Origin of the sequence: Jejuibacter sp. L23 (assembly GCF_050815825.1) — a bacterium.
In the GTDB taxonomy this organism is placed as follows: Bacteria; Pseudomonadota; Gammaproteobacteria; order Enterobacterales; family Enterobacteriaceae; genus Jejubacter; species Jejubacter calystegiae.
Window position 1 is genome coordinate 3,545,951 of sequence record NZ_CP138199.1, and the last position, 24,463, is coordinate 3,570,413.

At 57.4% G+C, this 24,463-nt stretch carries 17 protein-coding genes; 14 read left to right on the plus strand and 3 right to left on the minus strand.

The genetic code is table 11. The annotated features are described in order from the left end of the window. Positions 1-89: 89 nt before the first annotated feature. On the minus strand, positions 90-1,889 hold the full coding sequence (locus SCU88_RS16995) for a methyl-accepting chemotaxis protein (protein ID WP_175341113.1): 1,800 nt from the start codon (positions 1,887-1,889) through the stop codon (positions 90-92). A gap of 428 nt (positions 1,890-2,317) precedes the next feature. Here SCU88_RS16995 and SCU88_RS17000 point away from each other — a divergent pair, with 428 nt between their 5' ends. The 12 genes from SCU88_RS17000 to SCU88_RS17055 all read left to right on the plus strand — a co-directional run bounded on the left by SCU88_RS17000 (position 2,318) and on the right by SCU88_RS17055 (position 19,966). Next, complete coding sequence (locus SCU88_RS17000; protein ID WP_175341239.1) at positions 2,318-3,574, plus strand: MdtA/MuxA family multidrug efflux RND transporter periplasmic adaptor subunit; 1,257 nt, start codon at positions 2,318-2,320, stop codon at positions 3,572-3,574. Continuing rightward, positions 3,574-6,696, plus strand: a complete 3,123-nt coding sequence (locus SCU88_RS17005) for an MdtB/MuxB family multidrug efflux RND transporter permease subunit (protein WP_175341114.1) — start codon at positions 3,574-3,576, stop codon at positions 6,694-6,696. Before SCU88_RS17000 ends, SCU88_RS17005 begins: the two co-directional genes overlap by 1 nt. Then, positions 6,697-9,777: a multidrug efflux RND transporter permease subunit MdtC gene (gene mdtC / locus SCU88_RS17010; protein WP_175341115.1), complete on the plus strand. Its 3,081-nt coding sequence runs from the start codon at positions 6,697-6,699 to the stop codon at positions 9,775-9,777. A gap of 3 nt (positions 9,778-9,780) precedes the next feature. Further along, on the plus strand, positions 9,781-11,196 hold the full coding sequence (gene mdtD / locus SCU88_RS17015; protein ID WP_138098332.1) for a multidrug transporter subunit MdtD: 1,416 nt from the start codon (positions 9,781-9,783) through the stop codon (positions 11,194-11,196). Further along, a complete protein-coding gene (gene baeS, locus SCU88_RS17020; RefSeq protein ID WP_175341116.1) occupies positions 11,193-12,584 on the plus strand; it encodes a two-component system sensor histidine kinase BaeS in 1,392 nt (463 codons plus the stop codon). The genes mdtD and baeS overlap by 4 nt, the downstream gene beginning before the upstream one ends. Further along, positions 12,581-13,303, plus strand: coding sequence for a two-component system response regulator BaeR (gene baeR / locus SCU88_RS17025; protein ID WP_138098336.1), 723 nt, complete (start codon positions 12,581-12,583; stop codon positions 13,301-13,303). Before baeS ends, baeR begins: the two co-directional genes overlap by 4 nt. A gap of 297 nt (positions 13,304-13,600) precedes the next feature. Beyond that, the gene (locus tag SCU88_RS17030) at positions 13,601-13,879 is read left to right on the plus strand and encodes a hypothetical protein (RefSeq protein WP_175341117.1); all 279 of its coding nucleotides are present in this window, start codon (positions 13,601-13,603) and stop codon (positions 13,877-13,879) included. Between the two features lie 98 nt (positions 13,880-13,977). Beyond that, positions 13,978-14,235, plus strand: a complete 258-nt coding sequence (locus SCU88_RS17035) for a hypothetical protein (protein ID WP_175341118.1) — start codon at positions 13,978-13,980, stop codon at positions 14,233-14,235. Positions 14,236-14,237: 2 nt separating this feature from the next. Next, positions 14,238-15,623: a TcdA/TcdB catalytic glycosyltransferase domain-containing protein gene (locus tag SCU88_RS17040; protein ID WP_175341119.1), complete on the plus strand. Its 1,386-nt coding sequence runs from the start codon at positions 14,238-14,240 to the stop codon at positions 15,621-15,623. Further along, on the plus strand, positions 15,596-16,618 hold the full coding sequence (locus tag SCU88_RS17045; protein WP_175341120.1) for a glycosyltransferase: 1,023 nt from the start codon (positions 15,596-15,598) through the stop codon (positions 16,616-16,618). Before SCU88_RS17040 ends, SCU88_RS17045 begins: the two co-directional genes overlap by 28 nt. Continuing rightward, positions 16,615-17,898, plus strand: a complete 1,284-nt coding sequence (locus SCU88_RS17050) for an efflux RND transporter periplasmic adaptor subunit (RefSeq protein WP_175341121.1) — start codon at positions 16,615-16,617, stop codon at positions 17,896-17,898. The genes SCU88_RS17045 and SCU88_RS17050 overlap by 4 nt, the downstream gene beginning before the upstream one ends. After that, positions 17,888-19,966, plus strand: coding sequence for a cysteine peptidase family C39 domain-containing protein (locus SCU88_RS17055; protein WP_175341122.1), 2,079 nt, complete (start codon positions 17,888-17,890; stop codon positions 19,964-19,966). The genes SCU88_RS17050 and SCU88_RS17055 overlap by 11 nt, the downstream gene beginning before the upstream one ends. On the opposite strand, the gene SCU88_RS17060 is transcribed toward SCU88_RS17055, so the two are convergent. Then, on the minus strand, positions 19,956-20,585 hold the full coding sequence (locus SCU88_RS17060) for a hypothetical protein (protein WP_175341123.1): 630 nt from the start codon (positions 20,583-20,585) through the stop codon (positions 19,956-19,958). The two genes, SCU88_RS17055 and SCU88_RS17060, sit on opposite strands and share 11 nt — an antisense overlap. A 264-nt stretch (positions 20,586-20,849) precedes the next feature. On the opposite strand from SCU88_RS17060, the gene yegQ reads away from it, so the two are divergent. Both yegQ and yegS read left to right on the plus strand, forming a co-directional pair. Continuing rightward, on the plus strand, positions 20,850-22,229 hold the full coding sequence (gene yegQ, locus SCU88_RS17065; RefSeq protein WP_175341124.1) for a tRNA 5-hydroxyuridine modification protein YegQ: 1,380 nt from the start codon (positions 20,850-20,852) through the stop codon (positions 22,227-22,229). A gap of 227 nt (positions 22,230-22,456) precedes the next feature. Then, positions 22,457-23,353, plus strand: a complete 897-nt coding sequence (gene yegS / locus SCU88_RS17070; RefSeq protein ID WP_175341125.1) for a lipid kinase YegS — start codon at positions 22,457-22,459, stop codon at positions 23,351-23,353. 331 nt (positions 23,354-23,684) lie between these two features. On the opposite strand, the gene SCU88_RS17075 is transcribed toward yegS, so the two are convergent. Beyond that, positions 23,685-24,458, minus strand: coding sequence for an ATP-binding cassette domain-containing protein (locus tag SCU88_RS17075; protein ID WP_175341240.1), 774 nt, complete (start codon positions 24,456-24,458; stop codon positions 23,685-23,687). Positions 24,459-24,463: the final 5 nt, after the last annotated feature.

Below are 24,463 nucleotides of genomic sequence, written 5' to 3' on the forward strand. Positions count from 1 at the left end.
TTCCGCTTTCAAACATTCCACGCTAATTCGCAATTAACCAAAATAAGGGCCCGTCATCACGACAGGCCCTCCCCCTTTATATCATCCACTTAAATCTTAAACTGCCCCACCACCTGAGCCAGCTCGGTCGCCTGCTGCTGCAACGCCCCGGAAGAGGCCGAAGAGGCTTCAACCAGCGCCGCATTCTTTTGCACCATGCTGTCCAGTTGCGCCACCGCCTGATTAATTTCGTTAATGCCCGTCGTCTGTTCCTGCGCCGAACGGCTGATCTCACTCATCATTACGGTAACCGATGAGACGCTGTTTACCACCTCCTGGATGGTATTGCTGGCCTGCTGTACCTGCCGGACCCCGGTACTCACACTGTGCACAGTATTCTCCACCAGCTCGCGGATCTCTTTGGCCGCCTCGGCGCTGCGACCGGCCAGATTACGCACTTCGCTTGCCACCACGGCGAAACCCCGCCCCTGCTCCCCCGCGCGGGCCGCTTCCACCGATGCATTCAACGCCAGAATATTGGTCTGGAAAGTAATACCGTCGATAACCCCGATAATATTGCCAATCTTTTCGGACGCGCGTTCAATACCATTCATCGTCTGCGTCACTTCCCCTATCGACTCGCCGCTGCTACGCGCCACTTCAGCGGCTTCCAGCACCGCGGTGTTGGCACGATCCGCAGCGCTGGCGGCGTTCATTGCCGTAGCGGAAATTTCCTCTAATGCCGCAGAAGTTTGTTGCAGGTTCGCCGCAGCGGTTTCAGTGCGAGTGGCCAACTCCTGAGTCCCTTGCGAAATTTCCAGCGAGGTGGAACGCACGGATTCGCTACCATAATGAATCGTGCCGATAACCGCCGCCAGTTTATCGACAAAGCGGTTAAAAGCGCTGGCGATTTGCACCACCTCGCGATTTCCCATCACCGGCAGGCGCCGGGTGAGATCGCCATTTCCGGCGGCAATGGCATCCATCATCTCATCCATCAAAACCCGGGTTCTATCCAGCGGTTTAATGCTGCTGCGCACCAGATAATGGATAAACAGGGACGACAGGACGATAAGCACGATCGTGACTAATGCCGACATCATCAGCTGATCGCGCATTCCCTGCCGCGCCTCTTCCAGATCCCTTGCGATCGCGATATACCAGGAAGTGCCAGGTATCGGCAACGCTATCATATAGGCTTCCCGTCCTGAGATCGTCGCCTGGAACGGCGTCTTCGATGTCAAAAGCTGCGTCAGACTGATATTTTCACTAATACTTTTCAGCGGCTTAAGCGTCAGCGCATCATCCGGATGAGCGATGATGGTGCCATCAGCGGCGATCAGCATCCCGAAGCTATGCTTTGTCGGGTTAATCATGCGCACATTGTCGGTGACATCTGAGATATCAATATCCCCACCCACTACGCCCTGAAAAACCCCCTGTTCCACCAGCGGTGACGCCACGGTAACGGTCAGTTTCCCCGTCCCGATATCGACATAGGGATTAGTCAGGATGGTCTTTCCGGCCTGTTGTGCCTCCTGATACCAGGGGCGTATCGTGGCATCGAACCCTTCAGGCACGCCGCTCATATCGGAGGCGATAAACTTTTTTCCCGCAGAGACTTCAAAAACGTTAAAAAAGTCACCCGCCACGCTAATGAGCTTCAGTGACGAGAGCGGATTATCTTCAGAAATAGAGGGAAGTAACGCTTCAATGTGGGCGCTGCGGGCGGCAACCCAGTGCTGAATGGTTGCCACATGGCTTTCTGCCAGCGAGGTTAACGTGGCGTCGAGCGACCTCTGATTCGCGCGGGCGCTGGCGGTATAGTTAACAAAGGTGTTGACCAATAATGAAATTATGACAATGAGGATTGTCGCAGCTAATAGCCTGGTACGGATAGAGTTAAGCATGATTTCTCCAGAAGTCAGTAATCCGTTACTCCAGAGAAAGCTATCGCGAGCATTGATAAAAAACTTTATAAGCCCCACCGTGCTTAGAGGGTAGATGTCTCTGATTTTCACCGGGGTTTAGCGCCACTCTGTAGCACTCAGGTTGATGACAAAGAGGGAAAAAGCGTGGCTTTCCCCTCTTTGTGGTTGATTTTCCTTGTTTATTTTTCTGGTGATTCTGGCCGAACGAGTTCGGCCAGGGGTTTGTCATCAGTCTCAGTGCTACTCTGTAGCACTCTGATAACCTGCGTTGTAAAGCCTGATAACAACCACCTCAGGAACCAGACTATTCCTGAAGGCCATTCCATATTTCCTCCATTTTTCCCTGCCTGACGCCGTCTAAACTAGTACCATTACGCCAAATCGTTTCAGGGTAGAAGACGTTAATGATGAAAGGCTCTAAGAAGAACCGCTGGATGTGGCTGGCGGGCATTGTGATTATCGTGCTGGCAGCGCTCTATTTCTGGCGTTCGCACACCTCCAGCGACGGCAATTCGCCCCCCCAGGCCGCCGGGCAGCAGAAACCCGGCGCAGGCGCACGCGGTGGGCGCGGTATGCGCGCCCCGGCGCCGCCAGTACAGGCGGCTACAGCGACAAGCGAGTCGGTTCCGCGCTATCTCACGGGCCTTGGCACCGTCACCGCCGCTAATACCGTTACGGTACGCAGCCGGGTTAACGGTCAACTGATGGCTATCCACTTTCAGGAAGGCCAGCAGGTAAAAGCGGGCGACCTTCTGGCGGAAATCGATCCCAGCGAATTTAAGGTGGCCCTCGCCCAGGCCCAGGGTCAGCTGGCGAAGGATCGCGCAACGCTCGCCAACGCCCGCCGCGATCTGGCTCGCTATCAGCAACTGGCCAAAACCAATCTGGTTTCTCGCCAGGAGCTGGATACCCAGCAGGCGCTGGTCAGCGAGACCCAGGGAACTATTAAAGCCGATGAGGCTTCGGTCGCCAGCGCCCAGTTGCAGCTCGACTGGAGCCGCATCACCGCCCCTATCGATGGCCGGGTCGGCCTGAAGCAGGTGGATATCGGTAACCAGATCTCCTCCAGCGACACCACCGGCATCGTGGTTCTGACCCAGACCCACCCCATCGACGTCGTTTTCACCCTGCCGGAAGGGGATATCGCTTCTATTCTGGCAGCCCAGAAGGCGGGGCAGACCCTGAGCGTCGAAGCCTGGGATCGCACCAACAAGCAGAAGCTGAGCGCTGGCGCCCTGTTAAGCCTTGATAACCAGATCGATGCCACCACCGGCACCATCAAACTCAAGGCGCGCTTTGCCAATCAGGATGACAGGCTGTTCCCCAACCAGTTCGTCAATGCCCGCATGCTGGTAGATACCCAGCATGACGCGGTCGTTATCCCTTCCGCGGCGCTACAGATGGGTAACGAAGGCCACTTCGTCTGGGTGCTGGGCGACGGCAATAAGGTCAGTAAACATCTGGTGACCACCGGCATTCAGGACAGCGAAAAAGTGGTGATTACCGGCGGGCTTTCCGCAGGAGACAGGGTCGTAACCGACGGTATCGATCGTCTGACCGAAGGTGCCACAGTGGAAGTGGTGGATGCCCACGACGCCGAAACCAGCTCGGGTAAACGCGCCTCTTTGAAAGAGAAAGGCGGCGCTCAGGGGGCGGGTTCCTGATGCAGGTATTGCCTCCCAGCGCCACCGGCGGCCCGTCCCGCCTGTTTATTCTGCGCCCGGTCGCCACCACCCTGATGATGGTGGCTATCATGCTGGCCGGTATTATCGGCTATCGCTTCCTGCCGGTGTCGGCGCTGCCCGAAGTGGACTACCCCACCATTCAGGTGGTGACCCTCTACCCCGGCGCCAGCCCGGATGTGACCACCTCCGCCATTACCGCGCCGCTGGAGCGCCAGTTCGGCCAGATGTCGGGGCTTAAGCAGATGTCCTCCCAGAGCGCCGGCGGCGCTTCGGTGGTCACCCTGCAGTTCCAGCTCACCCTGCCGCTGGATGTGGCTGAGCAGGAAGTGCAGGCCGCCATTAACGCCGCCACCAACCTGCTACCGGGCGATCTGCCTAACCCGCCGGTCTACAGCAAGGTGAACCCGGCGGATCCGCCGATTATGACCCTGGCCGTTACCTCCTCCGCCCTGCCGATGACCCAGGTTGAGGATATGGTGGAAACCCGACTGGCCCAGAAAATCTCCCAGGTTTCCGGCGTGGGTCTGGTCAGCATTTCCGGCGGTCAGCGTCCGGCGGTAAGGGTTAATCTTAACGCCCAGGCGCTGGCGGCCCTTGGCCTGACCAGCGAAACGGTGCGTACCGCCATCAGCAACGCCAACGTTAACTCCGCCAAAGGGAGCCTTGACGGCCCGGCCCGTGCCATTACTCTTTCCGCCAATGACCAGATGAAGTCAGCGGAAGAGTACCGCCAGTTGATCGTGGCTTACCAGAACGGTTCGCCGGTGCGACTGGGGGATGTGGCAACCGTAGAACAGGGTGCAGAAAATAGCTGGCTGGGCGCCTGGGCGAACAAAGATCAGGCGATTATCATGAACGTCCAGCGTCAGCCGGGCGCCAATATCATCGATACTGCCGACAATATCCGTAAGCTGCTGCCGACCCTGAAAGAGAGTCTGCCCAAATCGGTAAAAGTGGAACTGCTGACCGACCGCACCACCAATATTCGCGCCTCGGTGACCGATACCCAGTTCGAACTGATGCTGGCTATCGCGCTGGTGGTGATGATCATCTATCTGTTCCTGCGCAACGTGCCCGCCACCATTATTCCCGGCGTGGCGGTACCGCTGTCGCTGGTAGGCACCTTTGCGGTGATGGTCTTTTTCGATTTTTCGATCAACAACCTGACGCTAATGGCGCTGACCATCGCCACCGGCTTTGTGGTGGATGACGCAATCGTTGTGATCGAGAATATCTCGCGCTACATAGAAAAGGGCGAGAAACCGCTGGCCGCCGCGCTGAAAGGGGCGGGAGAGATCGGCTTTACCATTATCTCCCTCACCTTCTCGCTGATTGCGGTGCTGATCCCGCTGCTGTTTATGGGGGATATCGTCGGTCGTCTGTTCCGCGAATTCGCCATTACGCTATCGGTGGCAATTCTGATTTCGGCGGTGGTATCCCTGACGCTGACGCCCATGATGTGCGCCCGCATGCTGAGCCACGAATCGCTGCGTAAACAGAACCGCTTTTCCCGGGCCAGCGAGCGGATGTTCGATCGCATCATCGCCGCCTACGGCCGGGTGCTGAAGCGGGTGCTAAACCACCCGTGGCTGACCCTGGGCGTGGCGCTGGGCACCATGGCGCTGACAGTGCTGCTGTGGGTGATGATCCCCAAAGGCTTCTTCCCGGTGCAGGATAACGGCATTATCCAGGGCACCCTCCAGGCGCCGCAGTCGGTCTCTTTCGAATCCATGGCAGGCCGAAGCCGTCAGGCGGCAGATGTGATCCTGAAAGATCCGGCGGTAGAGAGCGTAGCGTCCTTTATCGGGGTCGACGGCACCAATCCGGCGCTCAACAGCGGCCGTCTGCAAATCAACCTGAAACCGCTGGATGAACGCGACGATCGGGTCAGTACCGTCATCACGCGTTTGCAGCAACAGGTGGCAAATCTGCCGGGGATCTCACTCTATTTACAGCCGGTTCAGGATCTGACCATCGATACCCAGGTGAGCCGCACTCAGTATCAGTTTACGCTACAGGCTACCTCCCTCGACGAGCTCAGCACCTGGGTTCCGAAGCTGATGGATAAGCTGAACACCCTGCCACAGCTTGCCGATGTCAGCAGCGACTGGCAGGACCAGGGGATGGTGGCATACGTTAACGTCGACCGTGACTCAGCCAGCCGTCTGGGCATTACCATGTCAGACGTGGATAACGCGCTGTATAACGCCTTCGGCCAACGGCTGATCTCCACCATCTACACCCAGGCCAACCAGTACCGGGTGGTGCTGGGGCATGACACCAGCACCACGCCGGGACTGGCGGCGCTTGACCATATTCGCCTGACCAGCAGCGACGGCGGCATCGTCCCGCTAAACGCTATCGCAAAGGTCGAGCAGCGCTTTGGGCCGCTGACTATCAACCATCTGGATCAGTTCCCGTCGACCACCATCTCGTTCAACGTACCGGACGACTATTCGCTGGGCGACGCGGTACAGGCGATTAACGAAGCTGAACAGTCCCTGAACTTCCCGAGTGATATCACCACCTCGTTCCAGGGCAGCACCCTCGCCTTCCAGGCAGCGCTGGGCAGCACGGTATGGCTGATTGTGGCCTCAGTGGTGGCGATGTATATCGTGCTGGGGGTGCTGTACGAAAGCTTTATTCACCCCATCACCATTCTTTCCACCCTGCCTACCGCCGGAGTCGGCGCCCTGCTGGCGCTGATGCTGGCGGGTAACGAACTGGATGTGATCGCCATTATCGGCATCATCCTGCTGATCGGCATCGTGAAGAAGAACGCCATCATGATGATCGACTTTGCGCTGGCGGCGGAGCGCGAACAGGGCATGGCCCCTTATGAGGCCATCTATCAGGCCTGCCTGCTGCGTTTCCGCCCGATCCTGATGACCACCCTGGCGGCACTGCTCGGCGCGCTGCCGCTGATGCTGAGTACCGGCGTCGGCGCCGAACTGCGCCGCCCGCTGGGGATTGGCATGGTGGGCGGTCTGCTGGTCAGCCAGGTACTGACTCTGTTCACCACGCCGGTCATCTACCTGCTGTTCGACCGCCTGTCACACTGGACCCGCAGCCGTTTTCCTAAGCGTGAAGAGGAGGCGTAAGTGAAATTCTTCGCCCTCTTTATTCACCGTCCGGTGGCTACCATCCTGCTCAGCGTCGCCATTACGCTGTGCGGGGTGCTGGGCTTCCGGCTGTTGCCGGTAGCGCCGCTGCCGCAGGTGGACTTTCCGGTGATTATGGTCAGCGCTTCGCTGCCTGGCGCTTCGCCGGAAACCATGGCCTCTTCGGTGGCGACGCCGCTTGAACGCTCGCTGGGCCGCATCGCCGGAATCAACGAGATGACCTCCAGCAGCTCGCTGGGCAGTACCCGCATTATTTTGCAGTTCGACTTCAGCCGCGATATCAACGGCGCGGCCCGTGACGTGCAGGCGGCGATTAACGCCGCCCAGAGCCTCCTGCCGAGCGGCATGCCCAGCCGCCCGACCTACCGCAAGGCTAACCCGTCGGACATGCCTGTCATGATCCTGACGCTCACCTCGGAGACTTATTCCCAGGGCGAGCTGTACGACTATGCCTCGACCCAACTGGCTCAGACCATCGCCCAGATCGACGGCGTGGGCGACGTCAGCGTCGGGGGTAGTTCCCTGCCCGCCGTCCGGGTGGCGCTGAATCCCCAGGCGCTGTTTAACCAGGGGGTCTCGCTGGATGCGGTGCGCAACGCCATCAGCAACGCCAACGTGCGTCGCCCCCAGGGAGCGGTGGAAGACGATACCCGGCGCTGGCTGTTGCAGACCAACGACGAGCTGAAAACCGCCGCCGAATATCAGCCGCTGGTGGTGCACTACAACAACGGCTCCGCGGTACGCCTGAGCGATGTCGCCACCGTGACCGATTCGGTACAGGACGTGCGCAACGCCGGGATGACCAACGCCAAACCGGCCATTCTGCTGATGGTGCGCAAAACGCCGGAAGCCAACATTATCGAAACCGTGGACAGGATTCGCGAGCGCCTGCCTTTGCTTCGCGAAACCATCCCTGCCGCCATCGACCTGCAGGTAGCGATGGATCGCTCCCCCACCATTCGCGCTTCGCTGGCGGAAGTGGAGCAAACCCTGGCGATCTCGGTGGGGCTGGTGATTCTGGTGGTATTCCTGTTCCTGCGCTCCGGCCGCGCCACCTTCATTCCGGCGGTGGCCGTGCCGGTATCGCTCATCGGCACCTTTGCGGCCATGTACCTGTGCGGCTTTAGCCTGAATAACCTGTCGCTGATGGCCCTGACCATCGCCACCGGCTTTGTGGTGGATGACGCTATTGTGGTGCTGGAGAATATCGCCCGCCACATTGAGGCGGGGATGAAGCCCCTGCAGGCGGCGCTCCAGGGGGTGCGTGAAGTGGGCTTTACCGTGCTCTCCATGAGCGTGTCGCTGGTGGCGGTGTTCCTGCCGCTGCTGCTGATGAGCGGCCTGCCAGGCAGGCTGTTCCGCGAATTCGCCGTGACGCTCTCGGTCTCTATCGGTATTTCGCTGGCAGTCTCGCTGACCCTGACACCCATGATGTGCGGCTGGCTGCTGCGCAACAGCGACAAGCCCCAGCATAATCGCGGTATCGGTCGGCTTCTGAATGCCATGCAGCAGGGCTACGCACGCTCCCTTAAGTGGGCGCTTAACCACGCCCGGCTGGTGGGCTGCGTGCTACTCGCCACCATCGCCCTTAACGTCTGGCTTTATATCACCATTCCCAAAACCTTCTTCCCGGAGCAGGACACCGGTGCCCTGATGGGCGGCATTCAGGGGGATCAGAGCATCTCGTTCCAGGCGATGCGCGGTAAACTGCAGGACTTTATGACCATCATCCATGCAGACCCGGCGGTAGATAACGTCACCGGCTTTACCGGCGGTTCCCGGGTCAATAGCGGCATGATGTTTATCACCCTTAAGCCGCTGTCGGAGCGGAACGAAAGCGCCCAGCAGGTGATCGACCGGCTGCGTAAAAAGTTGATGAAAGAGCCCGGTGCCAGCCTGTTCCTGATGGCGGTGCAGGATATTCGGGTGGGCGGACGTCAGTCCAACGCCAGTTATCAGTACAGCCTGCTGTCTGACGACCTTAGCGCTCTGCGCGAATGGGAGCCGAAGATCCGTAAAGCGCTGGCGGCGCTGCCTGAGCTGGCGGACGTCAATTCGGATCAACAGGACAACGGCGCGGAGATGGATCTGGTCTACGATCGCGACAGCATGTCGCGGCTGGGCATTGACGTTTCCGATGCGAACAACCTGCTGAACAACGCCTTCGGCCAGCGTCAGATCTCCACCATCTACCAGCCCCTGAACCAGTACAAAGTGGTGATGGAGGTGGACTCGCGCTATACCCAGGACGTCAGTTCCCTCGATCAGATGTTCGTTATCAATAACGACGGTAAGCCTGTCCCGCTGTCGTACTTCGTCAAATGGCAGCCTGCCAACGCCCCGCTGTCGGTGAATCATCAGGGGCTGTCGGCCTCGTCGACTATCTCCTTTAACCTGCCGACCGGGGTTTCGCTTTCCGAAGCCAGCGCGGCTATCGACAGGGCCATGACTCAGCTTGGGGTGCCTTCATCGGTGCGCGGCTCTTACGCCGGGACCGCCCAGCTATTCCAGGAGACCATGAACTCTCAGGTGATCCTGATTCTGGCGGCCATCGCCACGGTTTATATCGTGTTGGGGATCCTGTATGAAAGCTATGTTCATCCGCTGACCATTCTTTCCACCCTGCCTTCGGCCGGGGTCGGCGCCCTGCTGGCGCTGATGCTTTTCGGCGCCCCTTTCAGCCTGATTGCGCTGATTGGGATTATGCTATTGATTGGCATTGTGAAAAAGAACGCCATCATGATGGTGGACTTCGCCATCGAGGCCCAGCGCCACGGAGATCTGTCGCCCCAGGAGGCCATCTTCCAGGCCTGTCAGCTGCGCTTTCGGCCGATTATGATGACTACCCTGGCGGCGCTGTTCGGCGCCCTGCCGCTGGTTATCTCCAGCGGCGACGGCGCAGAGCTGCGCCAGCCGCTGGGCATTACCATCGTCGGCGGTCTGGTAATGAGCCAGTTGCTGACGCTCTACACCACGCCGGTGGTCTATCTGTTCTTTGACCGTCTGCGGCTGCGCTTTACGCGCCGGAGCAAGCGCGAGAAAGCACTGATGGGTGAATAAACGATGACCGAGCTCCCGAATACGGTTCGCTGGCAGTTGTGGATTGTCGCCTTCGGCTTCTTTATGCAGTCGCTGGACACCACCATTGTCAATACCGCGCTTCCCGCCATGGCTCAGAGCCTGGGGGAAAGCCCGCTGCGTATGCATATGGTGATTGTCTCCTATGTGCTGACGGTGGCGGTGATGCTGCCCGCCAGCGGCTGGCTGGCGGACCGGGTCGGGGTGCGTAATATCTTCTTTAGCGCCATCGTGATCTTTACCCTGGGCTCCCTGCTATGCGCTCTGGCCCCCACCCTTAACGCCCTGATTATGGCCCGGGTGGTTCAGGGTATCGGCGGTGCCATGATGGTGCCGGTAGGGCGCCTGACGGTGATGAAGATAGTCCCTCGTGAGCAGTATATGGCCGCCATGACCTTCGTGACCCTGCCGGGTCAGGTCGGCCCGCTGCTCGGTCCGGCCCTGGGAGGCCTGCTGGTAGAGTACGCAAGCTGGCACTGGATCTTTCTGATCAATCTGCCTGTCGGGATCGCCGGTGCTATCGCGACTCTGTGGCTGATGCCCAACTACCGGATGCAGACCCGGCGCTTCGACTTTAGCGGCTTCTTTCTACTGGCCTTCGGTATGGCGGCCATTACCATCGCTCTGGATGGCAGTAAGGGCCTGGGTATCAATCCTCTGTGGCTGGCGCTGCTGGTCAGTTCAGGTGCGGTGGCGCTGATGTTCTATCTGCGTCACGCCCGTAGCAATCCCCGGGCGCTGTTCAGCCTGAACCTGTTCCACACCCGCTCTTACGCCATCGGACTCACCGCCAGCCTGTTCGCCCGCATTGGTAGCGGAATGCTGCCCTTTATGATTCCCATCTTCCTTCAGGTAGGGCTGGGCTTTTCGCCATTCCACGCCGGTCTGATGATGATCCCTATGGTGCTGGGCAATATGGGGATGAAGCGTATTGTGGTTCAGGTGGTCAACCGTTTTGGCTATCGTCACGTGCTGGTGTTCGCCACCCTGGCGCTGGCGTTTATCGCCGTGCTGTTTATGACGGCCGGACTGCTGGGCTGGACCGCCTCATTGCCGCTGGTGCTGTTTATGCTGGGCATGGTCAACGCCATGCGTTTTTCGTCAATGAATACCCTGACCCTGAAAGATTTGCCGGACAGCCTCGCCAGCAGCGGCAACAGCCTGCTGTCGATGGTGATGCAGCTTTCTATGAGCCTGGGCGTGACCCTGGCCGGTCTGCTGCTGGGCCTGTACGGTAGCCAGCATCTGTCCGTCGACAGTGGCGCCGCCCACCACGTCTTTCTCTACACCTGGCTGACCATGGCGGTGATTATCGCCCTGCCCGCGCTATTGTTCGCCCGGGTGCCAAAGGACAGCAGTAAAAATGTCGCCATCGCACGGCGCAAAAGGAGCCCTGAATGAAACGCTGGCGACCCGGCATTACCGCCAAACTGTTCTTTGCCATCTTCGGCACCTGCCTGCTGGTGCTGATACTGATGCACCAGGCGGTGCGTATCAGCTTCGAACGCGGTTTTATCGACTACATCAAACACGGTAACGAGCAGCGATTATCTCAGTTGAGCGACGCGCTGGCCGAACAGTACAGCGTTCACGGCGACTGGAGTTTTCTACGTCATAACGACCGTTTTCTGTTTCGGCTGCTGCGCTCGTTTGAACACGACCCCAATTCCGAAATGCCTCCCCACGGCTGGCGCACCCAGTTTTGGGTGACGGATGGCAACTTCCGCCGTTTAGTGGGGCCGCCGGGGCACATTCCGCCGGATGGCGCCAGCCAGCCGGTGCTGGTGGGCGGGAAAACCGTGGGCTGGGTGGTTTCATCGCCGGTGGAACGCCTGACCCGTAGCACCGACATCAACTTCGACCGACAGCAGAAGCGCACCAGTTGGCTGATCGTCGGTCTGTCGATCCTGCTGGCCGCCGGTGCCACCCTGCCGCTGGCGCGCGGCCTGCTAAAACCGGTGAAAAAGCTGGTAGACGGCACCCATAAGCTGGCGGCGGGGGACTTCACCACCCGCATTCCGGTAGGCCAGGACGAACTGGGGCGGCTGGCTAACGACTTTAACCAGTTAGCCAGCACCCTGGAAAAAAACCAACAGATGCGGCGCGCCTTTATGGCGGATATCTCCCACGAATTGCGCACGCCGCTGGCGGTGCTACGCGGTGAGCTGGAGGCGATTCAGGACGGCGTGCGCAACTTTACGCCGGAGACCGTCTCATCGCTGCAGGTGGAGGTCGCCACTCTCACCAAACTGGTGGACGATCTGCATCAGCTTTCCCTTTCCGACAAAGGGGCGCTGGCCTATCAGATGAAACCGCTGGATATCGTGGCGCTGCTGGAAGTGGCCTCCGGGGTGTTTAAACAGCGGTTCCGCAGTCGCGAACTCAGCCTGCGCCTGGCGCTTCCGGAACAGGTTACCCTGCCCGGCGACGCCGATCGCCTGCTCCAGCTATTCACTAATCTGCTGGAAAACAGCCTGCGTTACACCGACGCCGGCGGCGAACTTAAGGTCAGCGGCACGCTACACGGCAGAAACTTTGTGCTTAACTTCGCCGACAGCGCGCCCGGGGTCACGGATGAGCAGTTAGACAAACTGTTCGAGCGCTTTTATCGCACCGAAGGCTCCCGCAACCGCGCCAGCGGCGGTTCTGGTCTGGGTCTGGCTATCTGCCAGAACATTGTCCATGCGCATGGCGGCACCATTGAGGCTACCCATTCACCTTCCGGCGGGGTATGCATTAGGGTAGAGTTACCGCTGGATCCCGATTTACAGAGAAGTCAAAGCGTATGACTGAATTACCGATTGATGACAATGCGCCACGCGTACTGGTGGTGGAAGACGAACCCAAACTGGGCCAGTTATTGATCGACTACCTGCGCGCCGCCAGTTACGCGCCCAGCCTGCTGGCCCACGGCGATGAGGTGTTGCCTTATGTTCACCAGACGCCGCCGGACCTGATTCTGCTCGACCTGATGCTGCCGGGCACCGACGGCCTGACCCTGTGCCGGGAAATTCGCCGTTTTTCCGATGTGCCCATCATTATGGTCACCGCCAAAATCGAAGAAATTGACCGCCTGCTGGGGCTGGAGATTGGCGCCGATGATTACATCTGCAAGCCCTTTAGCCCACGGGAAGTGGTGGCGCGGGTTAAAACCATTCTGCGCCGCGTGCAGCCTAAGCGCGATGCGCTAAATGCCAGCGACAACCAGCCGCTGATTATCGACGAAGGCCGCTTCCAGGCAAGCTGGCGCGGCCAGGTGCTGGATCTGACCCCCGCCGAATTCCGGTTGCTGAAAACCCTGGCGACCGAACCCGGCAAGGTGTTTTCCCGGGAGCAGTTGCTTAACCATCTCTACGACGATTACCGGGTAGTGACCGATCGCACCATCGACAGCCATATCAAAAACCTGCGCCGCAAGCTGGAAGCCCAGGATGCCGAACAGGCCTTTATCCGCGCGGTTTATGGTGTGGGCTATCGCTGGGAAGCCGAGGCAGGCCAGGTGGTTTAAACCGCGTGCCAATAATATGACGGGCATAAAATCGCCCGTTATACTTTCATATAAATATAATAGCCACTGTTAGCCACTCATATTAAAAACTCGACCACCTCACCTGAAATTAATTACTTACTCACGTAACACCTTCAATTAAAAATAACCCGCCACGCCATCCTGATAAATTACATTCAGTTACAATTTGGTAATTTACATAAAAAGTATTTCCAGTAATTTCCAGATATCGATTCTGTTCCCTCTCTTTTCAGAAATCGATATCTACAATCGGACAATTAATATAGGGATTGTATTATGAAAGAAATTACAACTTCGCAATATATCATGGTCGGCGGCGGTTTTGGTACCTGCGGCCCGGGCAACAGCAACTGCGCGTCCGGCAATAAAGGCAGTAGCAGCAACAAAGGCAATGGCAATGCGGGTAATCGCGGCAGTAGCGGAACGCTGGCGGGGGGGTTCTTCGCCCCCAATAATCCCTACGATAAACCCGCTGGCTCTGGCGGCTGCGCTGGCGGCAGCCGCAGTAATAGCAGCACTAGCGGTGGTGCGAATAACTTCGGAACGCAGCGTTAATTTACATATTCAGGCGCCGTTTCACTTTTGAAATGGCTGCCTGAATCATCTGCCTCGCCCCACGGAAGGGTCCCCTCAGTAACCAGAAGGAGTTGATAATGACGATCTGGGTGTTTTATTCAAAGGATATCGCTATTAACGTTTATAATAAAACGCAGTTATCCGATACGCTTCGCCAAAAACTGATTAGCGATGGATTCCAAAAAATCGATCTGGAAATCTCGGCCGCCGATGAGGGAAAAGCTATCGACCTTCTCTTAGAGAATTACCGTGCCAATACCGAAGCACTTAAGGAATTTGGTAAGGATGTGACCTTTTCATCGCTGATATTTAATCTGCTGCGCCAGGGTTCTTAATAATGAAAGACCCTCACGACGATTTTAAGCGGCGTTTGCGCGCAGAAATTGTCGCCGCATTTAATCAGCGCGCCCCTCAGACACTCCCCCAGGAGATCAATCGCCCCAGGCCTGATGTATCCCACATAGCCCATAAACCGGAATACAGGATTCCCGATCTGATTCATACGGTATGGATTGGCGATCGGCATTCTCTGGATCTGAGCTATATCCAAATCTGGAAGGCGGCCAACCCCAATAAAACCTGCTGTCTGTGGGTCGATTCCGGAAGTCACGACTGCCAGCGCTTTCATCATCAGTTGGCCAACCATGTCAAAACCACCCGCCCCTGCGATCGGCATGACGCGCTGTTGCGGCTACAAAACGAGGCATTCGCCTTTATTCATCCGCAAATGGCCGGGGAGAAAACCTTTAACGCGTTAGCCGCGCAATTCCTGGCGCTCAAAGGGATTCCTGAGCAACCGCGGCCTGTCAGTCCCACCCCTGCCTCCGATCTGCAAATCAACGAAATCGCTTCGTTATTTACCGGCAAATTCGCCGCCCTGAGACGGTGTTACGACTATGAAGTGATACTCAGGGGCAACTTCGCAGCGGCCAGCGACATCGTCCGGCTGCTGATTCTCTATCGCTTTGGCGGACTCTATATCGACAGGGATACCCTACCCGACATTGATGGCCTTTTTACCACAACCAATGCCTGGCAGCATCTGGTCGGCATTCCGGGGCATCACGCCATAACCCGCGCCAAATCCACCGCGTTGCTTATCAGGCTGCGCGCCCCAAACGAGGATGCTCTGGCGCAGATAAGGGCCTGCCTGCTGTCGTTTCCGGAACCGCTGCGGGAGCCGCTTTGCCAGGCTATTATCGCGGATACCGCGCCGGTCCGTCTGGCCGATATTCGTGCCCTGGAACCGATCGCCTGCTACCGGGATCTTCCGGTACTCAGCGCCCTGTCCTGGCTCCCGGAGACCTGGTTCAGCAATGTTATCGGCTGCGCGCCCGGCGCTAAAGGCGTCTCGATTATGCTGCGCACCATCCACAAGCGTTATCGCTTTCTGGAATCCAACAACGCCATTTTTACGCTGATTGCCAGCCACGATAACCGTCACTATCTCTCGCGCTTGCTGCCCTGGCGCTATGAAAGCCTGATCAAAACCGGTGAAGTCACCCTTGCGTTAACCGGCCCCGGGATGATAGTCGAAGTTTTGCTGGCGCTGGGCTATCAGATTCTGAAGCTTAGCGAAGAAATTCCGCCTGCCTTTTTATCAGAGGCGATGCACGGCGCGTATCCGGGAATCGCCTTCTTTAGCCATACGCTAGACACGCCGTTAAGCGCCCGTTCCACATGGATGAATGGACTATGCAACAACAGGGAATCAGCGCGGTAATTATCTGCCGCGACGAACAGAGAACCATTGCCGCCGCCATCGATTCGCTGCTTGGGCTGGTCGATGAAATTCTGGTGCTGGATACCGGCTCAACCGATAGCACCCTGGATATCCTTTCAGGCTATGGAGCAGCCATTACGCTCCATACCCGCCGGTGGAACGACGATTTTTCCGCCGCCCGAAATTTCGCCATCACGCAAACCCGTTATCGATGGTGCCTGATGCTCGACGCCGACGAATATATCGCCAGCGAATCACGACCTGAGTTTCGCCGAACCCTTATCCGCCTGATGCACGAAGATCATGGCCGCACGCTCTACGCTCCCCTGATCGATAACCTGAACGGCACCCAACTTCTCAACAACGCCCGGCTGTTTAAAAAACGTCCCTCGCTGCGCTATTACGGCAGGGTGCACGAGTACCTTCGCGAAGCACAGAGCGAAATCCGGTTTGTACCCGAAATCAGAATTCATCATACCGGTTACCTCACTGACAGTGAGCACCAGAAGCATAAGCACCAGCGCAACTGGACGCTATTACAGCAGCAGATGGCGCTGGAGCCCAATAATCTGCGCTGGCAATATTTCGCTCTGCGCTATCTGCCTGACGATGGTCCGGAATATGCCGATATCATGCGCAATTTCGCCGCGCTCCCCCTGCCTTACGACAGCCAGTGGGAGATTTACGCCCTCAATATCAAGGCCCGATTTATCCATTGGCTACTGCTACGGGGAGAGCCTCATCAGGCCTTTCAGCATGCAGAAGCGCTGTATCAACATTACCAGAGCAGGGAGGTCACGACCCTGTATCTGCTCGCTCGTTATCTCAATGCCAGAGAGAAGTTTCGGGAAGAGGCCTGGATTGCATATCAGCTCCAGCTCTCTCTTAATGATCTGGAGAGCGATGACTACCTGATCGAACGCGCAGATATCGGCAGCTTTCGTCACGCGCTGGCTGAATTCACCCAGATCGCCAACGGTAATCTGTTGCGATGACGATATTCAGAAAGGAAGCGCTTCGACACCGCGGCGAACACTGGCAGGGAAAGGCTGTAATACTGGCGGGTATACCACGCTGGTTTACCGCTCTCTTTACGGCCCTTTTCTTCACCCTGGCGCTACTGTTGCTGTTCTTCGGTAACGGATACCGCAAGGTGAAGGTCAGTGGCGAACTGATCTCCGAACCACGACCAGTCACCGTCTACTCTCTGCATCAGGGCGTTATATCGCAAAGCTTTATCGCCCCGGGGAGTCAGATTCGCCGGGGAGATGCTTTGTATGAGATAGATGTGGGTCGAACCACCGCGGCAGGCGCGGTCAATAAAATACAAAAACAAAATATCGAACAGCAGATAGCCATGCTGGATAACATCCTTGAGCGAACGCGCCATAATAAGGAGGTTACCCTGGCCCTTATCGCCCGCCAGAAAGCCAGTTACCAACGTGAAATTACGGATTCTCAGCCGATTCTGGACAGTATCCGCCAGGGAATGAACTACACCCGCCACAGCGTACAGAGCTATCAGGAGTATCTGCGCCGCGGATTGATCAACAAAGAGCAGCTCACAGACCAGGTCTCCCTGGATCAACAACAGCAGCTCAATATGCTAAACGTCCGCACTCAGCATCAGCAGAATAAATTACAGATTCTGCTGCTGGCCAGCACGCTGCAAACCCAGGCAGCCGAATTCGATAATCAGCTATTTCAGTTGGCCATCCAACGCAGCGACCTGGTCAGGCAGCTGACCGAAACCGAAGCCAGCGGCAGCCTGCGGGTCACCGCCCCGGTCACAGGCAGGATCGAAACCTCAGGAATTATCCCGGGCCAGACCATTAGCCCGGGTGACAGCCTGTTGCAAATCATTCCCGGGAACATCAGTCACTATCAGCTGGTACTGTGGGTGCCCGCCCATGCCGTTCCCTATGTGGCCGTGGGTGACAGGGTAAACCTGAGCTATGATGCCTTCCCGGCCGAAAAATTTGGCCAGTTTTCTGGCGAAGTCGTTGCCATCTCCGCAGTCCCCGCTTCACGTCAGGAGATGGCAACCTACCCTTCAGCCCAGGAGATGGCCAACGATAACTCACAGACCTGGTATAAAATGCGGGTTATCCCCCGTCATACGCAGTTCTCCTGGCGTAACCGACGGTTTCAGCCACAGAATGGTCTGCGGGCCAGCTGTACACTATTTCTGGAAAAGAGGCGTTTGATCGAATGGTTGTTTTCGCCGGTACTCAGGATCGGTAACGAGACCAGAGGGCCGGTGGATGCCCTATAGCGCCCTGCTCAACCTGACGCTGCGCCACAGAGTGCCTGTGCTGCAGCAGAGCGAAGCCGGTGAATGTGGGTTAGCCTGCCTGGCGATGCTTGCCTGCTACCATGGAATGTCAACCAATGTGCTAACCCTGCGACAGCGCTTTGGCCTGTCCCTGCACGGCTGCACGGTGGCGACCCTGACGGGTATTGGCCGCGAACTCGGTATGGCCTCCCGGGTGCTCTCCCTTGAGCTGGAGGAGCTGGGGAATCTGACACTGCCTTGTATCATACACTGGAATTTCAATCACTTTGTGGTGCTGACCCATGTCCGCCCGGGCGGCATTACGATTCACGATCCCGCCTGTGGCCGAAAGCGTATCACGCTGAAAGAGGCGTCAAAAAGCTTTACCGGCGTTGCTCTGGAGCTCTGGCCGGAAACCACCTTTCCCCCTCCTGCCACACCTCTGCGTATCAGAATGCTCGATCTGCTGCGCAATATCCGGGGATTCAAAGGGGTATTAGTCAAACTCTTCCTGCTGTCGCTCATCGCGGAGTTTATCGGCCTGCTGTTTCCGATGGTGACCCAACTGGTCATGGACCATATCATCCCCGAACGCGACAGCAGCACGCTGAGTTTGATCTGCCTGGCGCTACTGCTAATGACGATGCTTCAGGGAGGGATCCTGCTGTGGCGCTACTGGGCCACCCTGCAGGTAAACGCACTCACCGACCTGCAATGGAAAGACGGATTATTTCGCCATATGCTCAGGTTGCCACTCGACTGGTTCGAAAAGCGCAAGCTGGGCGATATTCAGTCACGCTACTTTTCCATCGATATTATTCGCGAGGCCTTTATTCACGAAATTACCGGTGGCGTAATTGGTCTGATCATCTGCGCGGGCTCGCTGACCATGCTGATTTTATACGGTGGTACTCTGGCTGGCGTCGCCCTGGGTTTTACCCTGATCTATATCATTCTGCGCCTGACCACCTGGCCTCTGTATCGTCGGCTGTCGGAAGAGCAGCTGATCAAAAGCGCCAACGCCGACTCTTATCTGACCGAAACGCTGTTCAGTATAAATACCCTTAGAGCCCAGGGGCTGGCGGAAATTCGCAGCCGCACCATGTTGAATCTGAACGCACTGACCACAAATGCCGGGATCCGGATCGGAAAGTTTGATATGGCATTTAGTATTGCAGCCACGCTGATTGGCGGCAGTGAATCCATATTGATCCTCTGGCTGGGGGTATCCATGGTCCTTGAGAATCAGATGACGCTGGGCGCGTGGGTGGCATTTGGCGCATTTCGGACCCTGTTTTCCAACAGCGCCCTTGGGTTAACTGATACCCTGCTCCAGTTACGCATACTGTCACTGCATAACGAACGCGTCAGTGATATCGCACTGTCCCCGCCGGAAAATACCGGCTCAGCGCAGGTTAATTATCCCCCGGGAAAGGCGCTCAGTCTGCACGCTGAAAACCTGACCTACCGTTACGATCGCTTTTCCGCGCCGGTGCTCGACAGCGTTTCGCTTCAGGTTAAGGCGGGGGAAAGCGTCGCTATTACCGGTGCTTCCGGATGCGGGAAAAGCACGCTACTTAAACTACTCAGTGGCTTAACGCCACCAGACTCCGGCACCATTCAGGTGGATGGTCGGGATATTCACCGCTCGGACCTCGCCAGCTATCGCTGCGCCATCGCGTCGATACTGCAACACGACAGGCTGCTGTCCGGCGCGCTGCGCGACAATATCTGCGGTTTCAGCCAGCAACCGGACGAAGCGTGGATGATGGACTGCGCCAGACTCTGCTACATTCACGACGATATTATGGCGCTGCCCATGGGGTACGAGACACAGGTTGGTGAGCTGGGTGAAGGACTTTCCGGCGGACAACTTCAGCGGCTGTTTATCGCCCGGGCCCTGTATCGCCGACCCGGCATTCTGTTTATGGATGAGGCCACCAGCCACCTGGATGAACATAATGAACAGTTGATTAATCAGGCCATCGCTGGCCTTGCGATCACCCGTATTATCGTGGCGCATCGCCCTTCAACCATCGCTTCAGCCCAGCGGGTGATTATGCTGTAATCCGGCGCGTGAGTTCCTGTACCGAACTGTCCCACCAGCCCCCGTTTTCGGCAACCAACACAACGGCATGTCGGCAATCATTCGGATGTTCGCTCCAAATCTCTGCTTCCGGAATACCTTTACCGTCATAACGAATTCTTTCGCCATCAAACGGATAATAGCGACCAGCGTCAGTATCCAGAACAAACACCTGTAATAGATGTGACTGTCGGGCGATACGTCGCCATAAGGCTTTACCCCCCTGATACTGTTCATTATCACTCAGTAGCGTAATACCGCCCTGAACCGCCAGGGTTTCATACATCAGCGTCGCCAGCCCGATATGGCGCAGGCTACCTTCCACAACCACACCTTCAATTTGCGCCACATCGCTATCTTCCCAAAAGCTTTCGACCAGGACGCCTTCAAGCTGCGGACGTCGCCGTAACTCAAGCGTTGCCACCACTTTGTGGCGAAGCGCGCCATTTATCGTGACAGGCACGGCCTCTATCACCGCGGCAAAGGGGGTATCGCTGTCGAAAATCACCTGATACACCAGGTTACGGATTCTGACCTCTTCCAGCACGGCAAAGCGACGGGCGACAGTCGCAGGGGAATATGACATTGGAATCACAACCATAGAAGAATCTCCTGTTAGCAATACCGGCATCGTTACCTTCCTTGTAAAAAGCGTTTAATCACCACCACCTGAATAGCGACATTACAATAAATCAGACCAGCTGTACATTTTATAACCAGAATCCAGCTCGCAGTTCCCGGTTTACTCCCCCGCCTGCTGGCGCTACAATTCCCGCCCTTAAATAAAGGCTATATCCAAAGCCCTCGCTATACCGCCGTCTCATCAGGTGAGACGGGTCTGACCTGTCATCAGAACGAGAAAATCATGTTTAAACCGGAACTGCTCTCTCCGGCGGGAACGCTGAAAAATATGCGTTACGCCTTCGCCTACGGCGCCGATGCCGTCTACGCTGGCCAGCCACGCTACAGCCTGCGGGTACGCAATAACGAATTCAATCACGAAAATCTGGCGCTCGGCATTAACGAAGCCCATGCCCTTGGCAAAAAGTTCTACGTGGTGGTGAATATCGCTCCCCATAACGCCAAACTGAAAACCTTTATCCGCGACCTGAAACCGGTGGTGGATATGGGGCCAGACGCGCTGATTATGTCCGATCCCGGGCTGATTATGATGGTCCGCGAAGCTTTCCCTGAGATGGCGATTCACCTTTCGGTACAGGCCAACGCCGTAAACTGGGCGACGGTGAAGTTCTGGCATCAAATGGGGCTGACCCGTGTCATCCTTTCCCGCGAGCTGTCGCTGGAAGAGATTGCCGAAATCCGCCAGCAGGTGCCGGAAATGGAGCTGGAAGTCTTCGTGCATGGCGCGCTGTGCATGGCCTATTCCGGCCGCTGCCTGCTTTCCGGTTATATCAACAAGCGCGACCCCAACCAGGGGACCTGCACCAACGCCTGTCGTTGGGAATATAAGGTGCAGGAAGGCAAACAGGATGAGGTGGGCAATATCGTCCATCAATACGAGCCGATCCCGGTTCAAAACGTAGAACCCACTCTGGGCAGCGGCGCACCGACCGATAAGGTCTTTATGATTGAAGAGAGCCAGCGCCCGGGCGAATATATGACCGCCTTCGAGGACGAACACGGCACCTACATCATGAACTCAAAGGATTTACGCGCCATTGAACACGTTGGCCGTCTGACCCAGCTTGGCGTGCACTCGCTGAAGATAGAAGGCCGCACCAAATCCTTCTATTACTGCGCCCGTACCGCCCAGGTGTACCGCCAGGCCATTGATGACGCGGCGGCCGGTAAACCGTTTGACCCTTCACTGCTGCAGACCCTGGAAGGGCTGGCGCACCGCGGTTATACCGAAGGTTTTCTGCGTCGTCATACTCATGACAGCTACCAGAACTACGAGTACGGCTACTCGGTTTCCGACAGACAGCAGTTTGTCGGCGAATTCACCGGCGAACGCCGCGGCTCCTTTGCTGCGGTAGCGGTAAAGAACAAGTTTTCGCTGGGCGATCTCCTTGAGATGATGACTCCCCAGGGCAATGTCACCTTCACCCTGGAGAGCATGGAAAACGGCAAAGGTGCCGCAGTGGAAGTCGCCCCGGGCAACGGCCACACCGTCTGGCTGCCGGTCCCCGAGGCAATGCCGCTGGAGTATGCCCTGTTGATGCGCAATCTGAACGGTCAGACCACCCGTAATCCGCACGGAAATGAGCAGGTTAGCGTAAGTTAAGCGGGGATCTTTTTTTTTCGAAAACGATCACACACCAGCGCGACTGACGACGGTATGATGATCGCTCGAACGAAAATGAATCATCAGCTTTAACAGCAATCACCTCCTTAAACCTGCGTAAACTCATCTTACGCAGGTTTATTTTTGTCTTTCGTCCTGTTCTCAGGCGCCCCGCCTCGCTGTACGATAAACTTAATCTCCCCCTTGTTTGGTCCGAAGAGTCAGATATGGAAAATTCCTGCTTATCACTGATGATTGTTAATGGTAAAAGTGCGGGCGATGAGGCCCTGCGAACGGCCGTTGCCGATATGCGCGAAGCAGGCCACCGGCTGGAAGTGCGCGTCACCTGGGAGCACGGCGATGCCGCCCGCTACCTCGACGAAGCCGTGGCTCTTGGCGCGCAAACCGTGATTGCCGCAGGCGGCGATGGCACGATTAACGAAGTCGCCACCGCTCTGGCGGGCCTGAGCGGCCAGCAGCCTGCGCTGGGCATTGTGCCGCTCGGCACCGCCAATGACTTTGCCACCAGCGCCGGTATCCCTCTTGAGGCAGACAAGGCGCTACAGCTGGCGCTGGTCGGACGCCCTTCCGCCATCGATCTGGTCGGCGTTAACGATAAGGCCTGGTTTATCAATATGGCAACGGGCGGCTTCGGTACCCGAATCACGACCGAAACTCCGGAAAAACTGAAAGCGGCGCTGGGCGGTGTCTCCTACTTTATTCACGGTCTGCTGCGGATGGATACCCTGAAGCCGGACCGCTGCGAGATTCGCGGCGAGAATTTCCACTGGCAGGGGGATGCTCTGGCGATCGGCATCGGTAACGGCCGTCAGGCGGGCGGCGGTCAGCAGCTCTGCCCCGAAGCGCTGATCAACGACGGTCTGCTGCAACTGCGCATCTTCACCGGCGAAGAGCTGCTGCCCGCCCTGCTCTCCACTCTGGGCAAGCCGGAGGAGAACCCCAATATTATCGACGGCGCCTCATCCTGGTTCGAGATTGAAGCGCCGCACGACATGACCTTTAATCTGGACGGCGAACCGCTGACTGGCCGCAGCTTCCGCATTGACGTTAAGCCGGGGGCTCTGAGTTGCCGCCTGCCGCCGGATTGTGTGCTGCTGAAGTGACCCCTCCTTTGCCCTCTCCCCCAGGGGAGAGGGTTACAGACAGTGGCACACTCCGGCCTAAAAATGGTTCATCGCAGGCTAACGTGAAATGGAAGCTACCGGTGGTTAACCTTTTTTATGGATGAATATGCAGCGCAGGAGAAGGTTCCGTTCACCGGCTATGAATCAACAGAGAAGCTGTCACTCAACGTGAACGGAACAGCCCACCGCCTCATTATATTCTGCCGGTTTTTGGTTTCCGCTTTCGAACACTTCACGCTAATCCGTGATGAACCCTAAAAACCCCTCTGACCACCGATGACTTTATCCCCGCGCTACCCCGCAATCCCCCTTAATACGCCGCCACCTCCCGCGCCAGCTCGCGGCTATAGCGCTGGCTGGCGTCAATCAACATCCGGGTATAAGGCTGACGGGCCTTTCCTGCCACCAGCGCATCGACCCCCAGAGTCTCCAGTATTTTACCGTGCTGCATCACCGAAACCCGCTGGCACAAGTGAGCCATCACACCGGGATCGTGGGTCACCATCAGATAAGTCAGCCCGCCCTCGCGGTGCAGCGCCACCAGCAGGTTAAGAATTTCCGCCTGTACCGACACGTCCAGCGCCGAGGTGGGCTCGTCAAGCAGCAGTACCCTGGGCTCCAGGATTAGCGCCCGGGCGATGGCCACCCGCTGACGCTGGCCGCCGGAAAGCTGATGCGGATAACGGTCGCGAAACGCGCGATTAAGCCCCACCCGATCCAGCCAGCGGTTGATGCGCCCGTCGCGCCCGCCAATGCCGTGAATCAGCAGCGGCTCTTCCAGAATATCGCCGATGGTATGGCGTGGATGCAGCGAACCCCAGGGATCCTGAAACACCATCTGAACCTGGCGGCAGCGTTCGCGCTTCAGACGGTGGGTCAGCGGTTCGCCCTCGATGGCAAGCTGGCCCTGCCAGTGGGTAAACAGCCCCGCCAGGCACTTAAGCACCGTGGTTTTACCGGAGCCGGACTCCCCTATCAGCCCGTAAATCTCGCCGGGGCGTACGCTGAGCTCGACATCGAACAACACCTGGCGACGATCGGCCCCTTCGCCAAAGTGCAAATTCAGCCCCTGAGTGCGAATCATGGTTT